Source organism: Acidimicrobiales bacterium (genome assembly GCA_035533095.1).
Classification (GTDB): Bacteria; Actinomycetota; Acidimicrobiia; order Acidimicrobiales; family Palsa-688; genus DATLUM01.
Genome location: DATLUM010000059.1, coordinates 1 through 23,048 on the forward strand (window position 1 = coordinate 1; position 23,048 = coordinate 23,048).

At 68.3% G+C, this 23,048-nt stretch carries 23 protein-coding genes and 2 tRNA genes; 10 read left to right on the forward strand and 15 right to left on the reverse strand.

All coding sequences use genetic code 11. From position 1 onward, the window contains the following. From VNF71_07820 to VNF71_07830, 3 genes are all read right to left on the reverse strand, one after another. On the reverse strand, positions 1 to 218 hold a 218-nt coding region (locus VNF71_07820), incomplete at its 3' end, for a hypothetical protein (protein ID HVA74458.1). Then, positions 215 to 556, reverse strand: coding sequence for a PadR family transcriptional regulator (locus VNF71_07825; GenBank protein ID HVA74459.1), 342 nt, complete (start codon positions 554 to 556; stop codon positions 215 to 217). The genes VNF71_07825 and VNF71_07820, both read right to left, overlap by 4 nt. Before the next feature lie 255 nt (positions 557 to 811). Next, positions 812 to 887, reverse strand: a tRNA-Glu gene (locus tag VNF71_07830). A gap of 67 nt (positions 888 to 954) precedes the next feature. Between VNF71_07830 and VNF71_07835 the strand changes: the two genes are divergently transcribed. Next, complete coding sequence (locus VNF71_07835) at positions 955 to 1,218, forward strand: NAD(P)-binding protein (protein ID HVA74460.1); 264 nt, start codon at positions 955 to 957, stop codon at positions 1,216 to 1,218. On the opposite strand, the gene VNF71_07840 is transcribed toward VNF71_07835, so the two are convergent. The 4 genes from VNF71_07840 to VNF71_07855 form a co-directional block, all read right to left on the reverse strand. Then, a tRNA-Gln gene (locus tag VNF71_07840) sits at positions 1,189 to 1,260 on the reverse strand. The genes VNF71_07835 and VNF71_07840 overlap by 30 nt on opposite strands. 16 nt (positions 1,261 to 1,276) lie before the next feature. After that, entirely contained in the window at positions 1,277 to 1,918 is a 642-nt protein-coding gene (locus tag VNF71_07845; GenBank protein HVA74461.1) for a YdcF family protein, read from the reverse strand. Positions 1,919 to 1,930: 12 nt separating this feature from the next. Beyond that, on the reverse strand, positions 1,931 to 3,313 hold the full coding sequence (gltX, locus tag VNF71_07850; protein ID HVA74462.1) for a glutamate--tRNA ligase: 1,383 nt from the start codon (positions 3,311 to 3,313) through the stop codon (positions 1,931 to 1,933). Positions 3,314 to 3,355: 42 nt separating this feature from the next. After that, on the reverse strand, positions 3,356 to 4,285 hold the full coding sequence (locus tag VNF71_07855; GenBank protein ID HVA74463.1) for a sigma-70 family RNA polymerase sigma factor: 930 nt from the start codon (positions 4,283 to 4,285) through the stop codon (positions 3,356 to 3,358). Positions 4,286 to 4,401: 116 nt separating this feature from the next. On the opposite strand from VNF71_07855, the gene VNF71_07860 reads away from it, so the two are divergent. Both VNF71_07860 and VNF71_07865 read left to right on the forward strand, forming a co-directional pair. After that, complete coding sequence (locus VNF71_07860; protein ID HVA74464.1) at positions 4,402 to 4,644, forward strand: DUF2630 family protein; 243 nt, start codon at positions 4,402 to 4,404, stop codon at positions 4,642 to 4,644. A gap of 12 nt (positions 4,645 to 4,656) precedes the next feature. Then, positions 4,657 to 6,132 carry an NAD-dependent succinate-semialdehyde dehydrogenase gene (locus VNF71_07865; protein ID HVA74465.1) on the forward strand — a complete coding sequence of 492 codons (1,476 nt, stop codon included), beginning with the start codon at positions 4,657 to 4,659 and terminating at the stop codon, positions 6,130 to 6,132. Here the strand turns inward: VNF71_07865 and VNF71_07870 are convergent. The 3 genes from VNF71_07870 to VNF71_07880 are packed head-to-tail and all read right to left on the reverse strand — an operon-like array spanning position 6,122 to position 8,892. Beyond that, positions 6,122 to 7,291: an acetyl-CoA hydrolase/transferase C-terminal domain-containing protein gene (locus VNF71_07870; GenBank protein HVA74466.1), complete on the reverse strand. Its 1,170-nt coding sequence runs from the start codon at positions 7,289 to 7,291 to the stop codon at positions 6,122 to 6,124. The two genes, VNF71_07865 and VNF71_07870, sit on opposite strands and share 11 nt — an antisense overlap. After that, the gene (locus tag VNF71_07875) at positions 7,292 to 7,672 is read right to left on the reverse strand and encodes an OB-fold domain-containing protein (protein ID HVA74467.1); all 381 of its coding nucleotides are present in this window, start codon (positions 7,670 to 7,672) and stop codon (positions 7,292 to 7,294) included. It lies immediately after the preceding gene. Next, on the reverse strand, positions 7,669 to 8,892 hold the full coding sequence (locus tag VNF71_07880; protein HVA74468.1) for a hypothetical protein: 1,224 nt from the start codon (positions 8,890 to 8,892) through the stop codon (positions 7,669 to 7,671). Before VNF71_07880 ends, VNF71_07875 begins: the two co-directional genes overlap by 4 nt. Positions 8,893 to 8,956: 64 nt before the next feature. Between VNF71_07880 and VNF71_07885 the strand changes: the two genes are divergently transcribed. Further along, entirely contained in the window at positions 8,957 to 9,886 is a 930-nt protein-coding gene (locus VNF71_07885) for an ACP S-malonyltransferase (protein ID HVA74469.1), read from the forward strand. Positions 9,887 to 9,890: 4 nt separating this feature from the next. Here the strand turns inward: VNF71_07885 and VNF71_07890 are convergent, their stop codons facing one another. Genes VNF71_07890 through VNF71_07910 form a run of 5 tightly spaced genes read right to left on the reverse strand, consistent with a single transcriptional unit; the run spans position 9,891 to position 15,650 of the window. Beyond that, complete coding sequence (locus VNF71_07890) at positions 9,891 to 11,615, reverse strand: class I adenylate-forming enzyme family protein (GenBank protein ID HVA74470.1); 1,725 nt, start codon at positions 11,613 to 11,615, stop codon at positions 9,891 to 9,893. Then, positions 11,591 to 12,100 (reverse strand): hypothetical protein, encoded by a 510-nt coding sequence (locus VNF71_07895; protein HVA74471.1) that lies wholly within the window; start codon positions 12,098 to 12,100, stop codon positions 11,591 to 11,593. Before VNF71_07895 ends, VNF71_07890 begins: the two co-directional genes overlap by 25 nt. After that, positions 12,097 to 13,731, reverse strand: coding sequence for a citramalate synthase (gene cimA, locus VNF71_07900; protein ID HVA74472.1), 1,635 nt, complete (start codon positions 13,729 to 13,731; stop codon positions 12,097 to 12,099). Before cimA ends, VNF71_07895 begins: the two co-directional genes overlap by 4 nt. Continuing rightward, entirely contained in the window at positions 13,721 to 14,644 is a 924-nt protein-coding gene (locus VNF71_07905) for a branched-chain amino acid transaminase (GenBank protein ID HVA74473.1), read from the reverse strand. Before VNF71_07905 ends, cimA begins: the two co-directional genes overlap by 11 nt. 4 nt (positions 14,645 to 14,648) lie before the next feature. Further along, a complete protein-coding gene (locus tag VNF71_07910; GenBank protein ID HVA74474.1) occupies positions 14,649 to 15,650 on the reverse strand; it encodes a 3-isopropylmalate dehydrogenase in 1,002 nt (333 codons plus the stop codon). A 195-nt stretch (positions 15,651 to 15,845) separates the two neighbouring features. On the opposite strand from VNF71_07910, the gene greA reads away from it, so the two are divergent. The 6 genes from greA to VNF71_07940 all read left to right on the forward strand — a co-directional run bounded on the left by greA (position 15,846) and on the right by VNF71_07940 (position 23,021). Next, positions 15,846 to 16,319 carry a transcription elongation factor GreA gene (gene greA / locus VNF71_07915; protein ID HVA74475.1) on the forward strand — a complete coding sequence of 158 codons (474 nt, stop codon included), beginning with the start codon at positions 15,846 to 15,848 and terminating at the stop codon, positions 16,317 to 16,319. A gap of 4 nt (positions 16,320 to 16,323) precedes the next feature. Then, a complete protein-coding gene (locus tag VNF71_07920) occupies positions 16,324 to 18,153 on the forward strand; it encodes a glycoside hydrolase family 15 protein (GenBank protein ID HVA74476.1) in 1,830 nt (609 codons plus the stop codon). A gap of 152 nt (positions 18,154 to 18,305) precedes the next feature. Then, positions 18,306 to 19,328 (forward strand): ATP-binding cassette domain-containing protein, encoded by a 1,023-nt coding sequence (locus VNF71_07925; protein ID HVA74477.1) that lies wholly within the window; start codon positions 18,306 to 18,308, stop codon positions 19,326 to 19,328. Next, positions 19,325 to 20,149, forward strand: coding sequence for an ABC transporter permease (locus VNF71_07930; GenBank protein ID HVA74478.1), 825 nt, complete (start codon positions 19,325 to 19,327; stop codon positions 20,147 to 20,149). Before VNF71_07925 ends, VNF71_07930 begins: the two co-directional genes overlap by 4 nt. Beyond that, positions 20,146 to 21,660 carry a TldD/PmbA family protein gene (locus VNF71_07935; protein ID HVA74479.1) on the forward strand — a complete coding sequence of 505 codons (1,515 nt, stop codon included), beginning with the start codon at positions 20,146 to 20,148 and terminating at the stop codon, positions 21,658 to 21,660. Before VNF71_07930 ends, VNF71_07935 begins: the two co-directional genes overlap by 4 nt. Further along, positions 21,657 to 23,021, forward strand: coding sequence for a metallopeptidase TldD-related protein (locus VNF71_07940; protein ID HVA74480.1), 1,365 nt, complete (start codon positions 21,657 to 21,659; stop codon positions 23,019 to 23,021). Before VNF71_07935 ends, VNF71_07940 begins: the two co-directional genes overlap by 4 nt. Positions 23,022 to 23,048 lie beyond the last annotated feature (27 nt).

Here is a 23,048-nt window from a genome sequence, read left to right on the forward strand (position 1 = left end):
CTGGTGGTGGTCTCCAGCCTCAGTCGTCGCCCTTCGGACCCGGAGGTGATCGGGCCGGGGTTCAGCCGGGCCTTGACGGCCGACACGGCTAGGTCGAACGTGACTCGCCACCCACCTCCGCAGTCAGCCGTCACGGTGGCCAGTTCGTCGCCGTAACGGTCGCGGAAGGGCTCGGGGTAGACAGCCAGGATGAGCCGGTGACAGCGGGAGGTCTTCATGCCAGTCCGAGGGTCGGTGAGGCCGCTAGTCGCTTGCGTCCCAAGGCGGCGAAACGTCGCATGTGCTCCAACCGCTCGGCGAGTACTGCTGAGCCGTGCGAGGTCAGCCGGTAGGGCCTTCGGCGCGGGTCGTCACTGTCGAGCTGTTCGATCAAACCACGCTGCTCGAGCCGGGACAGCGCCCCGTACAAGGTGCCCGGTCCGAGCCTCACGCCGGTGGTCGCCTCTACGTCGCCGATGATGGCATAGCCATGCTTGGAGCCTTCGGCCAGGCTGGCCATCACCAACAGGCCAGGGTCGGTCCAGTTCGGGTCCTCCACGCGACGCGGCACCTTCACCTCCCAGTCATACTCCGTAGCACGATACTACGTTCTACGGTATAGTCAAGGCGGCCAGAACCGCGGCACTTGCGCCGGAACGACGGTCCGCGCACCATGACGGCCAAGAGCGCTTCGCCCATGATGTTCGCCGAGGTATCCCCGAAGGACGCCGGCCATACGCCCCGTGTAACGCCGGCCCGGAGACGCTAATGGAGCCGTCTCCGCGCGCGGTCTCTCAAGAGAGTCAGCGCGGCCCGACCTGCGCTTTTGTTCTGGCAGCCCCAACGGGGTTCGAACCCGTGTCTCCACCTTGAGAGGGTGGTGTCCTAGGCCTCTAGACGATGGGGCCGTGCGGTAGCCAGCGAGGGCGTGCGATACGGCCGGTCGAGCATAGCGGCCGGCCGTACAAACGAGCCATGCGCCCCACGGCAGGACAACAGCCCACCTGGGTATGGTCCCCGAACGGTCGACGCCGTGTCATCGGGGCTGGCCCCAACGATCTGGTTGCCGCCAACCTTCTCGCAGATGCGGGGTGGGACCTGCTGGTCCTCGAGGCGCAACCGGAGCCCGGTGGCGGGGTGTCGAGCGCCGGCTACTTGGGCGACGGCTGGACGAGACCGAAAACCCTTGGCGCTTCCGCCGGAGAGAAGCTCGGGGGGGAGGACTCGAACCCCCAATAACAGGGCCAGAACCTGTCGTGTTGCCGATTACACCACCCCCGAAGGGTGCCGGAGCACTCTAGCCGCTGCCCGACGAACGCTGCACCCGTTGGCTGACGCCCACGAGGCGCCGGAATCCGACCACCCGTCCGATGGCGACCTCGATCGTCTCCTTCGCGAAGTAAGGGACCACCGACAGCCCGCGTATGGGCGAGGTGCGCGTGGGCGACACGTAAGGGGTGAGCCCAAGCTCCCCGGCCATGAGCGAGATCCGTTCGTCATGGAACGGATCCGACACGAGGATCACCGACGTGTCGCCGCGAGCTCGAAGGAACTCCGCTGCCGACGACAACGACTGCCAGCTGTCGCGCCCCGAGACCTCACGGAGGATGTGCGACTGCGGCACCCCCTTCGACGCGAGGTAGTTGGCGCTGGCGGACGCCTCGCTGAACGTGTCGCCGGGCTGCTTGCCCCCGGTGACGACGACGATTGGGGCGAGGCGGGCCTTCCAGAGTGCGAGGGCATGGTCGAGCCGTGCCTTGAGGTCCGGGGAGGGCACACCGTTGTACTGCGCGGAGCCGAGCACGATGATGGCCTGGGCGGGGCGAGCCTGGTTCTGCCGTGACGCCCACCAGACCTGCACGAACGTCACGATGAGGTACACGACAAGCCCTCCGGCAACGAACGCTGCAACGCGCGCCGGCCAGCGCAGAGCTCTCAATCGCAGCAGTTCTCAGGCCTCCGTCTGCAGGCGGGTCTGCGCCACCTGGAGGCGCGCGACGGTCCGGTCCCGGCCCAGCAGCTCCAACGACTCCCAGAGGGGCGGGCCGACAGAGCGCCCGGTCACGGCGAGCCTGACGGGCGCCTGTGCCTTGCTCGGTTGCTCCACGCCGGCGTCCTGGCCGGCTGCGACGGTCGCCTGGTGTATCTCTTCTGCCTCCCACTCGATGGAGGCGTACCGCGCGGCGGCCGCCGAGAGGATCGCGCCGAATGCAGGCTGCCGGCGCGTCTCCTTCGCCCAGGCCGCCGAGTCGAGCACCGGTTCTGGCAGGTAGAGGAAGTCGGTCATGGCGTACACCTCTGCCAGCGTGCGCGCCCTCTCCTGCACGAGCCCGGCGATCGGCTCCCACCTCGACCTTTGCCACTCAGCAGCGCGCTCGACCAGGGTCGATACCGGCATCGCGCGCAGATACTCGGCGTTGACGTCGCGAAGCTTGCGCTCGTCGAAAATGGCGCCGGCGCTCCTCACGTCCTCGAGGCGGAACTCGGCGATCATCTCGTCGAGCGTGATGATCTCGCGGTCCCCACCGGGCGACCAACCGAGCAAGGCAAGATAGTTGCGCATCGCCTCGGGTAGATACCCCTCGTCGCGATAGTCCTCGACGGCAACCTTGTCGCGGCGTTTGGAGAGCTTCTTGCGGGCATCGTTGAGCAGTAGCGGCAGGTGCGCGAATACCGGGTGCGGGCCGTATCCGAGAGCGTCCCAGAGGAGCAGGTACTTGGGGGTGTTGGATACGTGGTCCTCGCCGCGGACGACATGACTGATCCGCATATCTGCATCGTCGACCACGTTCGCGAGGATGAACAGCGGGTCCCCGTTCGACTTGCGGACACCGAAGTCCTCGACCACGGCGTTGTCGACGACGACCTTCCCGCGTACGAGGTCGTCGAAGATCGTGTGCCCTTCGTCAGGCGTGCGGAAGCGGACCATCCTGGCCGGCCCCGGCTCCAGGCCCCGGTCACGGCAATGGCCGTCGTAGCCGGGTGGCCCTCCCCTCTCCTTTGCACGGGCGGCCACCTGCTCGGGGGTGCAGTCGCAGGCATACGCCTTGTCCTCGGCCAGCAGCCTCCCGATTGCTGCGGCGTACAACTCGCCGCGCTCGGACTGGAAGTACGGTCCCTCGTCCCAGTCGAGACCGAGCCACCGCATCGCCCTGAGGATGCCCTCGACGTGCTCCGCCCGGTTGCGTGCGGTGTCGGTGTCCTCGACCCGCAAGACGAACGTTCCGCCGGTCCGGCGCGCGAACAGCCAGTTGAACAGCGCCGTCCGCCCCGTGCCGACGTGGAAATAACCGGTCGGCGACGGGGCGATCCGGACGCGGGGGGACTCTGTCACCCTTGCCAGGCTAGGCGAGCACAGACGGCCCGCCGTGCTGCGTCAGCTGGCGAGAAGGTCGTGCGCGTCGCCACCGACGAGGTGACGGCGCAGCTTGCCGATGGCGTCGCGCTCGATGCGGCGCACCCGCTCGGCGGTGAGCTGCATGGCCTGCCCAACCTCACCCTGGGTGCGGGGCTCACCCCGGTCGAGGCCGTAGCGCAAACGGATGACCTGCCGCTCCTCGTCGGACAGGCGGGTGAGAAAGCTGTTTACCTCCGCGGGCAGCATGGAGGCCGCGACCGCCTCGAACGGCGACTCTGCGGTCCGGTTGACGACAAGATCCCCGAGGCTCGTGTCGCCGTCTTCGCCGACCGAGGCGTCGAGGCTCATGGGGTCCGTGTCGTAGCGGAACAGCTCCGCCACGGCCGATTCGGTCGTCTCGAGCGCTTCCGCCAGTTCGACGAGCGTGGGCGGGCGACCCAGGCGGATCTCCAACTCCGACTGGAGCCGGCGTGCCCGGCGGATCTCGTCGCCGACGTGGGCCGGGATCCGCACGGTGTGCGCGGTGTTCTCGACCGCCCGGCCGATGGCCTGGCGGATCCACCACGTGGCGTAGGTGGAGAACTTGAAGCCCTTGCGCCAGTCGAACTTCTCGACGGCGTGGATGAGGCCGAGGTTCCCTTCCTGGATGAGGTCGCTCAGGGGAAGCCCGGACCACTGGTACTTGCGGGCGACCGAGACCACCAGGCGGAGGTTGGAGTTGATGAACTCGCGAGTTGCGTCGTCTGCCGCCGTCACCTTGGCCCGCAGCTCGCGCCGCTGCTTGGCCGTGAACTTGACACCGGAGTCGAGCTCGGCCTGAGCGCTCTGGCCATCCTGGATGATCTGGCCGAGACGCATCTCGTCGGCCTTGGTGAGAAGCGGGAAGCTTCCCGCCTCGTCAAGATAGAGGCCTAGGAGATCGGGGGAATGGGACAGCGTCTGATTCATTGCATGGTGAAATAACCCCGCCGGGCCCGGCATTATGCCGAGGCTTCGGGTATTGCGAGTGTGACAAGGGGCACAGCCCCTAGCCGGTGAAGGTCCGAAACAACGATGGGAGACCCATGAACGACAGCGAGATCGTGGAACAGATCGACCGTCTCGTCGCCCAAGAGCACGAGCTCGAGAGAGCTCACGCCGCGGCGGAGCTTTCCGACGAGGACCGAGCCCGCCTCGAGCAGCTCGAGGTGCAGCTGGACCAGTGCTGGGACCTCCTCCGACAGCGCAGGGCCCGCCGGAACGCCGGAAAGGATCCCGCCGAGGCGCAACTGCGGGACGCCGAAGTCGTCGAGCACTACCAGCAATAGGCGCATAACGGGATGAAAGCACCTATTGACGCCACACAGGAACAGCGCATACTCGAAGCCGTCCCGAGCGGGCTGCTGATAGACGGGAAGTGGCGGCCGGCCGCCGGGGGGACGACGTTCGAGGTGGAGGACCCCTCGACCGGGAACCCGATCGCCGAGGTCGCCAACGCCGACTCCGCCGACGCCTTGCAGGCGCTCGCGGCTGCGCAGGCCGCCCTCCCGGAGTGGGCGGCGACGCCCCCGCGGGAGCGGGGGGAGATCCTGAGGCGGGCGTTCGAAGCCCTTACCGAGCGCGCGGACGAGCTCGCTGTGCTCATGACCCTGGAGATGGGCAAACCGGTCTCCGAGTCGAAGGCTGAGATCTCGTACGCGGCCGAGTTCTTCCGGTGGTTCTCGGAGGAGGCGGTGCGCATCGCCGGCGACTACAAGGTGGCGCCGGGTGGCGGCAGCCGGCTGCTGGTGATGCGCCAGCCGGTCGGCCCGGCGCTTCTCATCACGCCGTGGAACTTCCCCATGGCGATGGGAACCCGCAAGATCGGCCCGGCGATCGCAGCGGGTTGCACCATGGTGCTGAAGCCGGCGGCCCTCACTCCCCTGTGTTCTCTTGCGATGGCACAGATCCTGATCGACTGCGGACTGCCTGCCGGTGTGCTGAACGTGGTGACGACCACCGACGCAAACAGCACCACCGGCCCGCTCATCCGTGACCCAAGACTGCGCAAACTCTCTTTCACCGGCTCCACCGCTGTCGGCAAGAAGCTGATCGAGGCATCGTCGGAGCAGGTGCTACGCGTCTCGATGGAACTCGGCGGCAACGCACCGTTCCTCGTGTTCGCGGACGCAGACATCGAAGCAGCGGTCGACGGGGCGATGCTCGCCAAGATGCGCAACGGCGGCGAGGCGTGCACGTCCGCAAACCGCTTCTACGTGCAGCGCGACGTCGCCGACGAGTTCTCGCACCGGCTGGCCGAGCGGATGGGCGCTCTGAAGGTCGGCCGCGGGACCGACGTGGGCGTCAACGTCGGACCGCTGGTCAGCGAGAAGCAAAGGGCCAAGGTCGTCGAGCTGGTCGACGACGCACTCGCGAAGGGAGCGGTTCCCTCATGCGGGGCAGAGTTGCCGGAGGGGCCCGGGTACTTCTACCCGCCTACCGTTCTCTCGTCGGTTCCACGGGGCGCCCGGCTGCTCGACGAGGAGATATTCGGGCCCGTCGCGCCGGTGATCCCGTTCGAGTCGGAAGAGGATGCGGTCGGCGCCGCCAACTCCACGGAGTACGGCCTGGTCGCCTACGCGTACACCACCAATCTCGACCGGGCGATCCGTGTCGCAGAGGGGATCAAGGCGGGGATGGTCGGCATCAACGCCGGCGTGGTGTCCAACCCGGCTGCTCCCTTCGGCGGTGTGAAGCAGTCCGGATTCGGTCGCGAAGGTGGCCGAGAGGGGATCGAAGAGTACCTGGACGTCAAGTACGTGGCCATCAAGGCCTGAGCCCTCCTCGGAGCTCGTCGCGGAACTCGGGTGCCGCGACGTCGATGATCCGCTGGGCTCGCTCGGCGGCAGTGAGGCCGCGCAGGTCGGCGATGCCGTGTTCGGTGACGATCAGGTCCACGTCGCTCCGCGGGGTGGTCACGACCTCCGGCGCGGGCACGATCGTGGACCTGCCCCCTGCCGTCGACGGGAGGGCCACTATGGACATACCTCCCGGCGACCTCGAGGCGCCTGTGCTGAAGTCGGGGTGACCGCCGGCGCCCGCGACGATCCGGCCGCGAGCGACCTCCACGTTGGCCGAGCCGTCGAGCCCGACCTGCAATGCGGTGTTGATCGCCACGAACCGTTCGATACCGGAAATCGCCGTGAGGTCGTGGGTGTGGTCGACGTCGCGTAGTCGCAGCCCGCCGCCGGCGACCATCGCTTTCAGCGCGTCGCCACCCCAGATGTACGCGGCTTCGGCCGGATCGACCAGCCAGCCAGCGCGGTGCAGTGAGACGAGCTCGTCGGTGACGAGCCCGGAGCGAACGCGGACAGGGACCCGCAGTGAGGAGATGACGGAGGCGCCCACCACGCCGGGTCCCCACTGGATCGTCGCTCCCTCGCTAATGAGAGCCGAGACCAGTTCACCGATCCGCTGGTGCGCGGGTCCCGGATCGTTGATCGGAGGCGGATCCGGCGGGTCGGACCGATCGATCACCTCGTGCACGTCCACATCGAGCGCCGGGAAGCCCTGCGGATCCCCGCCCTTCCAGCGTTCCACGACCACCCTCTTTGCGTTCGCCACTGCGGCTATCGCGAACCCGGGGCTGTGGGCAAGACGCCACCCGCTAGCGGTCTCGTACGCCCCCACGACCGCCACGTCAGGTCGCAGCCTCCCGGCGACCAGGCCGGGGATCGCTGACAGCCGGGCGGGTACGGCTCGAACCCTGCCCGAGGCCACCGCGGCACGGGTGCCGGGGCCGGTGAGCAGGGTGGTGACCGGGACCCCGGTTGTCTCCAGCCAAGAGGGCCGGCGCACCACCCATCCGAGCACCACCTCCGCGTCGGCGACGCCCACGACGCCGGCTACGAGAGCCGGATCAGGTAGCGGCCCGTCGGGGCCGTCCGCCATGACGATGAGCGGGCGGCGCTGCAAGCCGGTCTCGCCGGTCACCATTCAGGCGCCGGCGGGTACAAGCACGGGGATGGCTTCGCTGCCTGGCGGGCGTTCGAACGCTACGCGCAGCGCCATCCCCTCCTGCAGCACGGCCGGGTCGTCGCAGAGGAGCGCCGCCCACATCCACGGTCCCTCTTTGAGCTCCGCGACGGCTACCACAGACGACGCCGGCGGTGGCAGCACGGCCCAGCTGACGAGTCTCGCTTCGCCGCTCGAGGGCTCCCACCGGAGATCCTCACTGGCGCAGAAGGAGCACTGCAGCGCCTGTGGCTTGGACGCGTGGCCGTGGGGCTCGCAGCGCCGGATCAGGTAGACGCCGGCGGCGGTGCCGTCGAAGAACTCTTCACTTGCCTCGTCGCGTGCTACAGCCGGGATGCTCACGCCGGTCCCGTCCCGAGCACGAGCGTGGCGTGATGGTCAAGGATCCCGCCGTTGCCGCTGACGAGCGCAACGTCGTGGCGTTCGACCTGGCGTTCGCCGCCCTGCCCGCGGACCTGGATGATCGCTTCGGTGAGCGGCGTGAATCCCCACATGTAGAACGAGGAGAGCTGTCCGCCGCCGGTGTTCAGCTTGAGGCGACCCCCGGGGCCGATCTGCCCGCCGGTGGACACGAACGCGCCCCCTTCCCCCTTCGCGCAGAACCCGTAGTCCTCGAGCGACACGAGGACGGTGTAGGTGTAGCAGTCGTAGATCTGCGCTACGTCGACGTCGTCGAGCTTGACGCACGCCATCGACAGTGCCTGCGGCCCGGAGAGCGCGGCGCCTGTCACGAGCCCGAATTCCTCGTCGTGCTCGAACAGCCGGCCCGGATGGCACTGTGCCCAACCGTTGACGTGGACGGGTGGTTGGCACAGATCGGCGGCTCGCGCTTCGGTCGTGACGACGACGGCGACGCCCCCGTTGGACACGAGGCAGCAGTCAAGCAGGCGGAACGGGTCCGCGATCACGCGCGAGCTCTTGTGGTCCTCGAGCGTGATGGGGTCACGCTTCGCGGCGGCGGGGTTCATGGCGGCCCACGCGCGCTGGGCTACGGCGATCGCTCCGAAATCCTCGCTGGTGGTTCCGAATCGGTTCATGTGCCGGCGCGCGGCGAGCGCGTAAAGCGTGTTCGCACCGATGGCGCCGGCGGAGATGGTCAGGCCGCTCCATCCATGGAGGGTGGGCTTAGGCGGTTCGGCAGGACGATCGGGTGCAACCGGGTTGGCGTTCCTGCGCCGCGCGCCATAGACGTCGCCGGCGGAACGCCCCGGCCGCAGCGGCGCGTCCGCAAAAACGCACACCACTACTTCGGCCATCCCCGACTGCACCGCCATCGATGCGAACTGCACCATGGAGCCCGCGGTCGAACCATAACCCTGCATCTCGGACAAGAGGCGGAGATCGCGCAGGCCGAGTTCGCGTTGAAGACCGAGACCGACGCCACCGCTGGTCCCGTTGGAGGTGAGCAGACCGTCGACGTCGCCCAGTTGCAGGCCGGCGTCGGCGACCGCGAGGCGGATTGCCTCTCTCGCGAAGCTCGCTGCGTTGCGGCCGTAGATGGCGCCCATCTCGGTCATGCCGAGGCCCGCTATGACAGGTCTGCGGGACTTCGGGGCGGCCATGGGGTCACGTTAGTGAGCACAGCAGCTATGGCGCCTGCCCGCGAGCGCTGTAGCTTCGTTGCCCGTGCTCGCGCTCCTGTTCCCCGGCCAAGGCTCGCAACGACCCCAGATGGGAGTCCCCTGGAAGGACCATCCGGCCTGGTCCGCCGTCGAGCGCATCGCGGAGGCCACCGGCCGCGACGTCGCGGCGTTGCTCCTCGACGCCGACGCCGAGACTCTCAAGGCGACCCGCAACTCCCAGCTCGCCGCGTTCGCGCTGAGCCTCGTCACCCTCTACGCGGCGCGCTCCTCCGGTCTGGAGTACGCGCCCGCGCCCCGGGCGGTGGCAGGTCACAGCCTCGGTGAGTACACGGCGCTCACCGCCGCCGGCGCTCTCGATGCCATTGGGGCGGCGCGCCTCGTGGCGGCGCGGGGCGAGGCGATGCAAACGGCGGCCGACAAGGAGCCCGGCACCATGGCGGCGGTGCTCGGCCTCGAGCCGGCCCAGGTCGCCGAGGCGTGCGCCGGCGTCGACGGCGCATGGCCCGCCAACGACAACGCTCCGGGCCAATTCGTTATCTCCGGCACTTCCGCCGGCGTGGCGGCCGCCGGCGAAGCCGCCCGGCAGCTCGGCGCCAAACGCGTCATGGCACTGCCGGTTGGGGGGGCATTCCACTCCCCTCTCATGGCCTCGGCACAGGGCAGGCTCGAGGAGGCCTTGCGGGAGGCGCACTTCCACGACTCAGAGATCGACGTGGTCGCGAACGTGGACGCTGCCCCTCACCGCGACGGCTGGCATGAACTCCTCTCTCGCCAGCTCGTGTCGCCGGTCCGCTGGCGCCAGTCGCTGGTCAAGCTCCGCGAACTCGGCGTAACCCATTACCTCGAGCTAGGGCCTGGCAGCGAGCTGTCCGGAATGGTCAAGCGCACGGTCGACGACTCCGAGCGCGCCAATGTCGCGACGCCGGACGACCTCGACTCCTTGCAGGCGTTCCTCGAATCGGCCGTCGGCTAGAGCGCTACGCGCCCACCAGCTCATCGCGGAGCTCGCGCTTCAGGATCTTCCCTGCCGGGTTGCGCGGCAGGGGCCCGTCGTAGAACCACACCTTCACCGGGACCTTGAACGACGCCAGCTTCGTCCGCACAAATTCCTGCAGCTCGCTCTCGGTCACCGAACAACCAGCTCTCACCTGGACGACCGCCGCCGGCTCCTCACCGAGCGTCGGGTGCGCAACGCCGATCACCGCCGCGTCCGCCACCGCCGGGTGCTCGTAGAGAACAGCCTCGATCTCCACGCAGTAGATGTTCTCCCCGCCGCGGATCAGCATGTCCTTGGCACGGTCGACGATGTAGACGAAATTCTCCTCGTCCAGCCGCGCGATGTCGCCGGTGTGAAGCCAACCGTCGCTGAACGTCTGCGCCGTCGCCTCGGGCTTGCCCCAGTAGCCCTTCACGACGTTCGGCCCCTTGATCCAGAGCTCGCCGACCGAGCCGAGCGCCAACTCCCGGCCATCGGCGTCGACGACCTTCACCGTCACGACGGGAACCGGAGGGCCGACGCTGTCGGGCTTCTTCACGTAGTCCTCGCCGGCGTTCATCGTCGAGAGCGAGGAGGTCTCGGTCAGCCCGTAGCCGTTCGAGGCGGGCACGGAGCCGAACTGCTCCTGGATCCTGCGGACCAGTTCGGGAGGCGCCGGCGCGCCCCCGTAGCCGACCGCCTTGACGCTCGAGGTGTCGCGCGAGTCGAAATCAGGGTGGTCCAGCACCTGCATCACCATCGTCGGCACGCCGCCGAACGTGGTGATCCGCTCGCGCTCGATCAGCTCGAGCGCCCGGCCGGCGTCCCAGCGGTACATGATGACGAGCTTCCCGCCGGCGAGCGCGTTGGCGACCAGGACCGAATGGCAGCCCGTGGCGTGGAAGAACGGCACCGACAGCAGGTACGCGTTCTGGGACCCGTCGCCTGCGGCGTCGACCCCTGCGCGCAACGCGTTGCGGACGTTGACGTAGAAAAGGCTGATCGGATTGGTGCAGATGTTGCGGTGCGTTCCGAGCGCACCCTTGGGCCGCCCCGTGGTACCGGAGGTGTAGAAGATCGTCGCGTCGTCGTCAGTGGCGACGTTGACCGACGGCAGCTCGGCGCTCTCGGGTACCTGGCCGACGACGTCCTCCCAGCGCAGCATCCCCTCGGCAGGCACCGACGCGCCGCCGCGAACCACGACCGTGACCTCGAGCTCCGGCAGATCAGCGAGATGGGGGGCGATACGCGCGGCGCGGTCTTCGTCGGCTATCAGAACCTCGGTCCCCGAGTCGGCGAGCCCGTACTGCAGCTCCTCCCCCGTCCACCAGGCGTTGAGCGGCACGACGACGGCACCGGCGGCCGACGCCGCCCAGAATGCGACGGACCACTCGGGGAAGTTCCGCATGGCTATGGCCACCCTGTCGCCCTCGCGGACTCCGAACCGGTCGCGCAGGATCGTGGCGAGATGGGCGCAGGCGCGGAAATGCTCCTCGAAGGTCATGTGCTCGTCTTCGTAGACGAGGAAGGTCTTGTCGCCGTGCCCTCGGCTCAGGGTCAGGATGTCGGCGAGCGTTGCGGGGCAGTTCTTCCAGACCTTGGTCGGGATGCCGCGGATCTCGACCTCGTCGACCTCGAACATCTGGCCAGGGGCGGTGAGCTGCGCGTCGGCTTCAGCGATGGACATGGAAAAAGACCCAGTCATACGATCAACAGTTCCTTCCACGAACCGAGCCTCTCGCGTACCTGGGCCGCGGTCAGTGCGAGGGTCTCGAGCCGGACCGCGTCGACGATCTCGCGCTGGTCCCAGTAGTGCTCAGCGGCGCCGCTGAACATCCTCTTGCGCCACGAGACGAGGTCGTCGGGGGCTCCGCCGAGGAACCCCCACAGGGTGTACGCCCATTCCATGTCGTAGATGACCGGTGCCCTGCCGAACTGGGCCGAGCGGCGCGTGCCACAGGCGAAGCAGCCGGCGACGGTGGCGTCTTCGTGCTCGCCCTCGGTGAGCTGCAGCCGCGGGATGAGCCGCCTGGCAAGCTTGAGCCCGTAGCCGAGGTCGGGGCCCGTGGACCCGAAGCGAGGGCCCCTGGGTTGAGCCAGCTCGGTCTGCTCGGCCGGCCTTTCCTGGTACCACGCAACGGGCGGTGGGAGCAGGGCCGATGGCCTGACCCGGTCGGAGGCCTGTACCGGTACGTGGTTTGGTTGGGTCACAGAGGCTGATTCTGCTGGCCTGCCGCTCCATGCAGCAACCCGAACACGATCGAGTCCTCAAGGGCGGCCCACGACGCCTCGATCACGTTCTCCGATACCCCGATGGTGGTCCAGCTGCGCTCCCCGTCCGTCGAGTCGATCAGCACCCGGGTGACCGCCGCGGTCCCCTTGCTGGTGTCGAGCACCCGGACCTTGAAGTCTGTGAGGTGGACGTGCGCGAGATTCGGGAACACCGGGCCGATCGCCTTGCGCAGGGCGGCGTCGAGCGCGTTCACCGGTCCGTTCCCCTCCGCCGTGGTTATGACCCGGTCGTCGCCCACCAGCACCTTGACGGTCGCCTCGGTCACAAATGACCCGTCGTCGCGAAGGTCGGTGATCACCCTGTGCGACTCCAACCTGAAAAACGACTGCTTCCACCCCGTCGCCGCCCTCATCAACAGCTCGAGCGAGCCGTCAGCGACCTCGAAGTGGTACCCGCGGTGTTCCAGGTCCTTGAGCTGTTCGACCACGGCGGCGAGGACGCTGTCGTCGAGGGACAGCCCCAGCTGCTCCGCCTTCAAGGCGACGGTGGAGCGGCCCGCCATCTCGCTGACGACGAACCGGGTGCCGTTGCCGACCGATTCCGGGTCGACGTGCTCGTAGGCGTCGCGCTGCCTGGCGATGGCGCTCGTGTGCAGGCCGGCTTTGTGCGCGAACGCGGACGCGCCGACGAACGGCTGGTGCGGGTGGGGCGCGATGTTCACCACCTCCGCGATGTGGTGCGCCACCGAGGTGAGACGCGGCAGGCGGTCCAGACCGATCGTCTCGACACCCATCTTCAAGGTGAGGTCCGGTACAGCCGCGGTCAGGTCGGCATTGCCGGTCCGTTCGCCGTATCCGTTGATGCAGCCTTGAATCTGGGTGACCCCCATGCGTACCGCCATGAGGGAGTTGGCGACGGCGCAGCCGGAGTCGTTGTGGAAGTGGCAGCCGAGGGCAGTACCGGGGTCGAGGGCGTGTTGGCGTAGCTCTCCGACCACCCGCTCTACTTCGAACGGAAGGCTGCCGCCGTTGGTGTCACACAGGACGAGGACCTCGGCACCGGCGCCAGCCGCGGCACGAAGCACGTCGGTGCTGAAGGCCGGGTTCGAGCGGTAACCGTCGAAGAAGTGCTCTGCGTCGAGGAACACCCGCTTGCCCTGCGCCACGAGGTAGCCGACCGAGTCGGCGACCATGTCGATCGCCTCGGTGAGGCTCGTCCGCAGAGTCTCTGTGACGTGCCACTCCGCGGACTTGGCGACGAGGCACACCACGGAGGTCTGCGCTGCGAGCATGTCGGCGAGCACGGGGTCCGTCTCCGCCCGCCCGCCGGCTTTGCGCGTCGACCCGAACGCGACGAGCGTCGCAGTCTGAAGGTTGAGCTCGCCGGCGGCGGCCCTGCGGAAGAACTCGGCGTCCTTGGGGTTCGCCCCCGGCCACCCGCCTTCGATGTACTGGACCCCGAGGTGGTCGAGCTGCTCGGCGACGCGCAGCTTGTCGTCGACGGTGAGCGACAGTCCCTCTTGCTGCGATCCGTCCCGCAACGTGGTGTCGTAGACGTCTACCGCCTCCGGCAGTTCGGGGGGGACCAGGTGCGCGTGATCACCCGACATGCTCGACCCAGTCCTTGTAGCGGTCTACCTTCCCGCGCACCGCGGCCTGGTAGACCTCCTGGATCTGGCGGGTCATCAGGCCGGGCTTGCCGTCCCCGACCGGGCGGTCGTCCACCGACGCGATGGGCACCACTTCTGCGGCCGTGCCCGAAAGGAACGCCTCTTCCGCGATGTAGAGGTCGGACCGGAGGATGTTGCCCACCTCCGTCTCGAAGCCGAGGTCGCGGGCGATGGTCATCACAGAGCTCTGGGTGATTCCCTCGAGCGCGCCGGCGGACAGCGGCGGGGTGATGATCTTGCCGTGGCGAACGACGAAGATGTTCTCGCCTGTGCACTCGGAAACGTAGCCCTGCGGGGACAGGAGGATCGCCTCGTCGTAGCCGGCCTTCAACGCCTCTACTTTCGCCATGGACGAGTTGATGTACATGCCGGTTCCCTTCGCTGCCGGCGGCATGGCGTTGGGGTCGTGGCGCTGCCAGGAACTGATCTTCATGCGGACGCCGTTGGCAACCCCTTCGTCGCCGAGGTAGGCGCCCCACGGCCACACCGCAATCGACACGTTCACGGGGGCCGGCAGAGGATTGAGGCCCATCTCCCCATAGCCCAGGTACACGAGCGGGCGGATGTAGCACTCGGAGAGACCGTTGACGCGAACCGTCGCCTTGGTCGCCTCGATGAGCTCCTCGACAGTGAAGGGGACGTCGATCATGAAGATCTTCGCCGAATTGAAGAGCCGGACGATGTGGTCTGTGAGCCGGAACACCGCAGGCCCGGTCTCGGTCGGGTAGGCGCGGATCCCCTCGAACACACCGCAGCCGTAGTGGAGGGAGTGGGTGAGGATGTGCACGCGGGCTTCGTCCCAGTCGACGAATTCGCCGTCCATCCAGATCTTCTCGGTCTTGGTGATCGGCATCGGACTACACCCTTTCTGCGATCGCGTCGCCCACCTGGAAGGTGGAGCTGCCGGAACCCGGGACGAATCCCGAGACCGCCTTGGTTATGCGGGAGGCGGCGTCGCCGGCCCCGAGGAAGTCGAGCATCATCGCGGTTGACACGATCGCGGCTACCGGGTTCGCCTTGCCGGTGCCCGCAATGTCGGGCGCGGACCCGTGGACTGGCTCGAACATGGAGGGCCCTGTGCGCTCGGGATTGAGGTTCCCCGAGGCGGCCCGGCCGATGCCGCCGGCGATCGCCCCCCCGAGGTCGGTGAGGATGTCCCCGAACAGGTTGTCGGTGACGATCACGTCGTAGCGCTGCGGGCTCTCGACGAAGTAGATGCACGAGGCGTCGATGTGGTTGTAGGCCGTGGTGACGTCGGGGTACTCGAGTGCCACCTGGTCGAAGGTCCGCTGCCAGAGGTCCCCCGAGAACGTGAGCACGTTGGTCTTGTGGACCAACGTGAGATGCCGGCGGTCCCGGGACCGTGCCAGGTCGAACGCGTACCTGATGCAACGCTCCACGCCGAAGCGCGTGTTCACGGACCCCTGCGTCGCGATCTCCTGCTCCGTACCTTTGCGCAAGAAACCACCCTCGCCTGCGTAGGCGCCTTCCGTGTTCTCCCGGACCACCGAGAAGTCGATCGGCACCCCGGCACCGACGCTGGAGTCCGCTACGAAAGGCCGCAGGTTGATGTACAGGTCGAGCTCGAAACGCATCCTCAACAGCAGACCCCGCTCCAGCACGCCCGGCGGCACCTCCGGGGTGCCGATCGCGCCGAGGAGGATGGCGTCGAAACCGCGCAGCTCGTCGAGGACGGCGTCGGGCAGCACCTCCCCGGTCGCCAGGTAGCGGCGCCCGCCGAGGTCGTATTCGGTCGTGTCCAGGGAGGCACCGGCCGCCCGCGCGACTTTGAGCCCTTCTGCGATCACCTCGGTTCCGATCCCGTCTCCGGGGATCACGGCGATCTTGTAGGTGGTCACGTTCCTGCTGGCTCCTGTCTCGGGTCTGGACACAAAACGACCGCCCCCAAAGGGACGGTCCACGAAGCGCACCGGCGGGCAGGCCGATGCGCTACACGATGATTACGATGCTGCAAGAGGGGGCGGGTCGCTTCACGGTCCCACCAGTCTCGCTGATGGCCGGCCTTCCGTCAACCACCACTAGCCTGGGCACGTATGGCTGCCCCGCACCAACTGACCCAGGACACTTTCGAACGGCTCAAGGCGGAGCTGGAAGACCTGCGCACCCGCGGCCGGATAGAGATCGCCCGAGCCATCGAGGCCGCTCGGGCCCTCGGTGACCTCTCGGAGAACGGCGACTACCACGCTGCCAAGGACACCCAAGGGAAGATGGAGGCCCGGATCCGCCGGCTCGAGGCGATGCTCAAGGACGTCGAGATCGTCGACGGATCCGCCGCCGAGGACGGCGTGGTCGTCGCCGGTGCGGTCGTCTCGCTGCGCTACGAGGGTGACGACGAGGTGGAGAAGTACCTGATCGGTTCCATCGAGGAGCGGCGGGACGGGGTCGAGGTGATCTCGCCCAACTCGCCACTCGGGCAGGCGTTGATCGGCAAGAAGAAGGGCGAGACCGTCTCCTACGAGGCGCCTCGAGGCGCCCAGAAGGTCGAGATCGTCGACGTAGGCAGCTGACCCGTTGATCACCGACCCCTCTCGCGTCCCACTCGGGGCACGAGCCTGGATCGGAAACGGGAGGTTCGGCGCTCTCGTCTCGGCGGACGCCACGATCGACTGGTACTGCCCCGGCGGCATCGGGTCCGCTCCGGTCCTTTGGCGGCTGCTTGACCCCGCCGGCGGTGCCATCAGGGTCGGCCCGGAACGCGACGGGCCCTCCGCGCCCCGCCGGCTGCCCCCGGGGAATCTGCGGTACCGCAGCGGCACGAACGTCGCCGAGAACATCCTCGAAGGGCCGGGGGGCAGGCGGGTGTCGGTCGTCGACTTCCTCCCGTGGCCCGGCTCCGGGTTGGAGGTGGGCGGGAGGATCGTCAGGGTGGTGAGGGCTCTGTCCGGCCCCGTCGACGTGGAGGTCGAGGTGTACCCCGCCGGTCCTTTCGCCGGGGCACGCGACGTAATGGGAACGCCGGATGGGGTCGTTGTCGACGACCTGGCCGTGCAGGTCGGGTTCCCCCTCCTGGCGGAGCCTCTCGGCCGGGACGTCCAGAGGTGGCGGGCGGTGAAGCGGCTGGAGGAAGGGGAAGGTTTCGCCGTGACTGCCGGGCCCCGCTCCGGTTCGGAGGCTCCTCTCACGCTCGACGCGGCGTTGCGGTTGGCCCACGAGACGGAGACCGCCTGGAGGAGCTGGCTGTCGGTGCTCGCCTACACAGGCGTGTACCGGGCCGCCGTCGAACGCAGCCTCCTGGCAGTGAGGTGCCTCACCGGCCCAGCCGGAGCACCGGTCGCGGCCGGCACGACCTCGCTGCCCCGCAGGCCCGGCAGCGAGCGCAACTCCGACGGGCGGTGGGTGCGCTGGCAGGACGCCAGCTCGGCTGTCGCCACCCTGGCAGCGGCGGGGTTCGCCGAGGACGCGGAGGCGGCGGAGGCCTGGCTTCGGCGTTCCGTGACGGACGCTCCACTGCCGTGGCCGGCGTGGCTCGATGCAGACGGCCAGCCGCCGCCGGGATCGGAGGAGTTGCCGCTCCAAGGGTGGAGGATGTCGCAGCCGGTGGTGGCCGGGGTCCCGCTCGACCTCGAGGACATCGACTGCTACGGCGCCGTCGCCGGCGTGATCGGAGCGAGCATGCGCGGCCCGGGAGGGCGGCCGGGCGACCCCGGTCCCCTCTCGGCCTCGTGGCCGGCGCTGTGTGGCGCCACCGACTGGCTCGCCGATCACTGGTCGGATCCCGACGCCGGCGTGTGGCTCTCGCAGGGTCCGCCGGCGAGGCTCGTCTCGACCGGCCTGCAGGCGTGGCTCGCTTTCGATCGCATGGCCCGCCACGCCCGGCAGGCCAACCCGCTGGACCTCTCCGCCGCGGTCTGGCAGCAGGAGGCGAGGGCAGCGATGTCGTGGATCGAGGATTCGGGCTTCGCAGCCGACGGCGGCCTGCGCCGCGACGGGGCCCAGTCCGCCGGCGACGAACCGGACGCTGCCCTACTACGGGCGGCTTGGACCGGACCCTGGCCGCCCCGCCACCACGTCGTGGAGGCGACTGTCGACCGGGTCCTCGAGCGCCTCAGCGCCGGCGGCCTGCTCTACCGCTACCCGGAGAAGGTGGACGACGGGCACGCCGGCCCCGACAACCCTGACCTGCTCGCGACCCTGTGGGCCGCCCGCGCGCTCGCTGAAATGGAGCGGTGGGACGAGGCTCACGAGCGGATGGAAGCGGTGCTCGGGCTGGCGGGGCCCACAGGGATCCTTTCCGAAGCGGCCGACCCGGTCGCGGCGGAGTTGACGGGAAATCTCCCTTCGACCTCGGTGCATCTCGCGCTCGTCGACGCCGCGCTCGCTCTCGAGCGCGGCCCGGCGTGACGTGAATGAGACGTGTATGAAGGGACCGAGGTAACGCCACCCCAACCCTGTCCACCTATGGCGCGACCGGGTCGCCGTCCGCGGACAGCGAATGGACACAGTGACCGGAATTCCTCGGGGTGACAGCAGCCGTGCCGGATAGCGTGCGACGCATGTCAGATCCTCCTGCAATCCTCGTCGAGGGCCTGCACAAGTCGTTTGGGACCGTGAACGCGTTACGAGGCGTCGACTTCGCGGTGCCTAGGGGCACCGTCCTCGGCGTCCTCGGCCCCAATGGGGCGGGCAAGACGACAGCGGTACGCATCCTCACCACGCTCCTCAAACCCGACGCCGGGCGCGCCTTGATCGAAGGGCTCGACGTGGTTGACCAGGAGGAGGCCGTCCGGGAGATCATCGGCCTCGCGGGTCAGTCGGCCGCCATCCAGGAGGAGCTCACCGGGAGGGAGAACCTCGAAATCGTCGGCCGTCTCTACCACCTTCCCAAGCGCGAGTGCCGCGAGCGCGCGGCCGAGCTCTTGGAGCGGTTCGACCTCGCCGACGCGGCAGACAGGCCGGCCAAGCAATACTCCGGCGGCATGCAGCGCCGGCTCGACCTGGCGGCGAGCCTCGTGGCCCAACCCGCGGTCCTGTTTCTCGACGAGCCGACCACCGGATTGGACCCGCGGAGCCGCATCGGGATGTGGTCCATCATCCGTGAGCTGGTGGCTGCTGGCACCACCCTCCTGCTCACCACCCAGTACCTTGACGAGGCGGACGAACTTGCCGACGAGATCGTCGTCATCGACCGAGGTCTCGTGATCGCGGCGGGCACGTCCGAACAACTCAAGGACCGCGTCGGCGGTGACGTCATCGAGTTCACGGTCCCGGACAGCACTAAGCGCGACGACGCGATCCGTGCCGTCGCATCCCTTACCGACGGGGAGCCTTCGGTGGACACCGGCACTGGGATGGTGTCGCTGCGGATCGGGCACCGCGGGTCGGAGGCTCTCGTGCAGACCGTCAGGGAACTCGACTCCGCCGGCATCGCTGCCCAGGGTTTGAGTCTCCGCCGCCCCTCTCTCGACGACGTCTTCCTCGCCCTGACGGGCCATGCCGCCGAGACCGAGAACACCAAACCGGTCACGGGACATCGACGCAAGCGTGCGGCTGTCGGGGGCGGAGAGGAGACCAGGTGACGACGGTTACCCTCGCCGGCCCCGAACGAGCAAGGTTGGCGTCGCGGACGCCGTCGCAAAAGCTTCAGCGCGCGTTGACCGACTCGGCCACGATCATGCGGCGCAACTTGATCCTGTGGACCCGCGTACCGGCGTACATCATGTTCACGGTCATCCAGCCGCTGATGTTCATGCTTCTTTTCCGCTACGTCTTCGGTGGCGCGATCCCCGTCAAAGCGCAGGGGGGCTACGTCAACTACCTCCTGCCGGGCGTAATCGGCCAGACGTGCGCGTTCACCTCGTTCGGAACCGCAATCGCATTGGCGCAGGAGCTCAAGAAAGGGTCGATAGACCGGCTCAGGTCCATGCCCATCGCACGCTCCGCCGTGCTGATAGGCCGCCTGGGCGCCGACGTCGTGAGGCTGGCGGTAACCGTCTCAGTCCTCATCGCCGTGGGGTATGCGGTCGGCTTCCGCTTCGAAAACGGTGCGATCCCGGCGCTACTGATGTTCGTGCTCGCTCTCGCCGTCGGCGTCGCGCTCGCTTGCATCTCCGCATTCACGGGGTTGTCGATCAAAGACGAGGAGTCCGTGCAGGCGTTCGGCTTCATCTGGGTGTTCCCCTTCACCTTCGTCAGCTCCGCGTTCGTGCAGATCCACAGCATGCCCGGGTGGATGCAGGCCTTCGCCAAAAACCAGCCGATCAGTATCTTCATCGAGGAGATGCGCTCTTTGGCTCTCGGTGGGCCCCTCGCACTACACGCATGGCAGAGCGTCGCCTGGCTGGCGGCAATCCTCGTCGTGTTCGGATCCCTTGCTGTCCGGGCCTATAGGCGGGCATGAGCAGGCCGCGCGGCATCGACGAGCGTTTCCTGGCGCTTCCCCTCGCGGATCTCGCCGGCGCGGCCCTGGAGACGGCGCGGCGCGGTGGCGCCGCGCACGCGGAGTTCCGGCTCGAACGCACCCGCGATCTGATGGTGCGCATCCGCGACTGGGAGGTGGAGGATTCAGGCGAGTCCGACACGGCCGGTCTTTCGGTGAGAGTGCTTCACGAGGGAACGTGGGGGTTTGCTTCGGCCAGCCGGCTCGACGCGGACTCCGCCGCGCGAGCTGCCACGGACGCCCTGGAGATCGCGCGCATCTCCTCGGCGATCAACCGTGAGCGCGTGGACCTCGCCCCCGAGCCGGTCTACGCGGGCGCCACCTGGGTTTCCTCCTACGAACACAACCCGTTCGACGTGCCGGCGGGCGACCGGATCGCCCACCTTCTCGGCTGGACGGAACGGCTGCTGGCCCACAAGACCGTGAACCACGCAGATGCCTCAGTGCACGCCGTCCAGGAGGACAAGTTCTACGCGGACCTCGCCGGCACCGCCACCACCCAGGAGCGCGTCCGGGTCCACCCCGTCGCCACCGCCGTGTCGATCGACGCGAATACCGGAGCCTTCGAGACCATGCGGACGCTCGCCCCGCCGACCGGACGCGGCTGGGAGTACCTGACCGGCACCGAGTGGGACTGGGATCGAGAACTCGCGGAGATGCCGGAGCTCCTCGCGGAAAGGCTGAAGGCGCCGAGCGCCGAGGCGGGGCTTTACGACGTGATCATCGACCCGTCGAACCTGTGGCTGACCATCCACGAATCCATCGGGCATGCCACCGAACTGGACCGCGCCCTTGGTTACGAGGCGGCTTACGCGGGCACCTCGTTCGCGACCTTCGACAGGCTCGGCTCCCTGAGGTACGGATCGCCGGTGATGCACGTCGTCGGCGACCGAACGGTCGAGCACGGGCTGGCCACGGTCGGATACGACGACGAGGGTGTGCGCGCACAGAGTTGGGACCTGGTCAGGGAGGGGATCCTCGCGGGCTACCAGCTCAACCGCGCCATGGCGGCGAGGCAGGGACTCGGCAGGTCCAACGGCTGCGCCTTCGCCGACTCCCCCGGTCACATCCCGTTGCAGCGCATGGCGAATGTTTCGCTGCGGCCGGTCCCGGGCGGTCCCTCCACCGAGGAGCTCATCGGATCCGTCGACGACGGCATCTACGTCGTCGGCGACAAGAGCTGGTCGATCGACATGCAGCGCTACAACTTCCAGTTCACGGGCCAGCGCTTCTACAGGATCCGATCGGGGCAGCTCGCCGGGCAGCTCAAAGACGCCGCATATCAAGGCATGACCACTGACTTCTGGGGTTCGATGGCGGCGGTTGGCGGGGAGCAGACCTACGTGCTCGGCGGCGCGATGAACTGCGGGAAGGGACAGCCGGGTCAGGTCGCCCCGGTGAGCCACGGATGCCCGTCCGCGCTGTTTCGCGGCGTCCGCATCCTCAACACCAATGAGGAGTCAGGGCGTTGACGCCGCAGGAACTCGTCGAGCGGGCGTTGTCGCTGTCGGTGGCCGACGAGTGCGTCGTGTTGGCGGACGAGTCGACGTCCGCCAACCTTCGCTGGGCGAACAACACCCTGACGAGCAACGGCGTTTCGCGCTCGAGCCAACTGACCGTCATCTCAGTAGCCCGCGGCGCGACCGGCATCGTCTCGCGGGAAGGCGTAACCGCGGACAATGTCGAAGATCTGGTGCGTTCGGCCGAGCACGCCGCGAACGAGGGTGTTCAAGCCGAGGACAGGAACCCCCTCGTCGCCGGCGAATGGGGCGCCTGGGCCGACGCCCCCCAAGAAACGTCGATCGGCGTCTTCGGCCACTTCACGGGCGAACTGGGTCAGCAGTTCGACCGCGCCGACGGCAGCAATGAGCTGCTGTTCGGCTTCGCCTCGCACGACGTCACCACGACCTATGCGGCCTCGTCGTCGGGGTTGCGCGCACGGCACGACCAGTACACGGGTCACGTCGAGATGAACGCCAAGTCGTCGGACCTCTCGCGTTCGGCGTGGGCCGGCGTCCCGACGGAGGATTTCGCCGATGTCGACGTCGCCGGCCTCGCTTCGGGCCTGTCGCAAAGGTTGGAGTGGTCGAAGCGATCCGTGGACCTGCCCGTTGGCCGTTACGAGACGATCCTGCCGCCGAGCGCCGTCGCCGACCTGATGATCTACATGTACTGGTCGTCGGGCGCCAGGGACGCTCACGACGGGCGCACGGTCTTCAGCCGCCCCGGCGGGGGCGCGCGGATCGGGGACCGGTTGACAGACGCGCCGGTGACCCTGCGCAGCAACCCCGGCGAGCAGAGCCTTTCGTGCGCGCCGTTCGTCGTGGCGCACAACTCGAGTGGGTCGCTGTCGGTGTTCGACAACGGTCTGCCAGCCTCTTCGACCAACTGGGTCGACGGCGGGAGGTTGAGCGCACTCGTCTCGACGAGGCACTCGGCGTCGCTCCTGGGGGTGCCGGTCACCCCCTACGTGGACAACCTGATCATGGAAACCGGCGGAAGTGGGGACCTCGACAGGCTCGTCGCTGCGACGTCGGACCGGGCGCTGCTGGTCACCTGCCTCTGGTACATCCGCGAGGTGGACCCGCGGTCGTTGTTGCTCACCGGGCTCACGCGCGACGGCGTGTTCCTCGTCGAGCGCGGGGAGGTGGTCGGCGCGGTCAACAACTTCCGGTTCAACGAGAGCCCCGTCGATCTCCTAGCCCGCATCTCCGACTCGGGCGCCACGCAGCGAACGCTCCCACGCGAGTGGTGCGACTACTTCACCAGGACCGCGATGCCGCCTCTGCGGGTCGACGGGTTCAACATGTCCACCGTGAGCCAGGCTTATTAACAGCTTCACAGAATTGCCTGAGCAGAT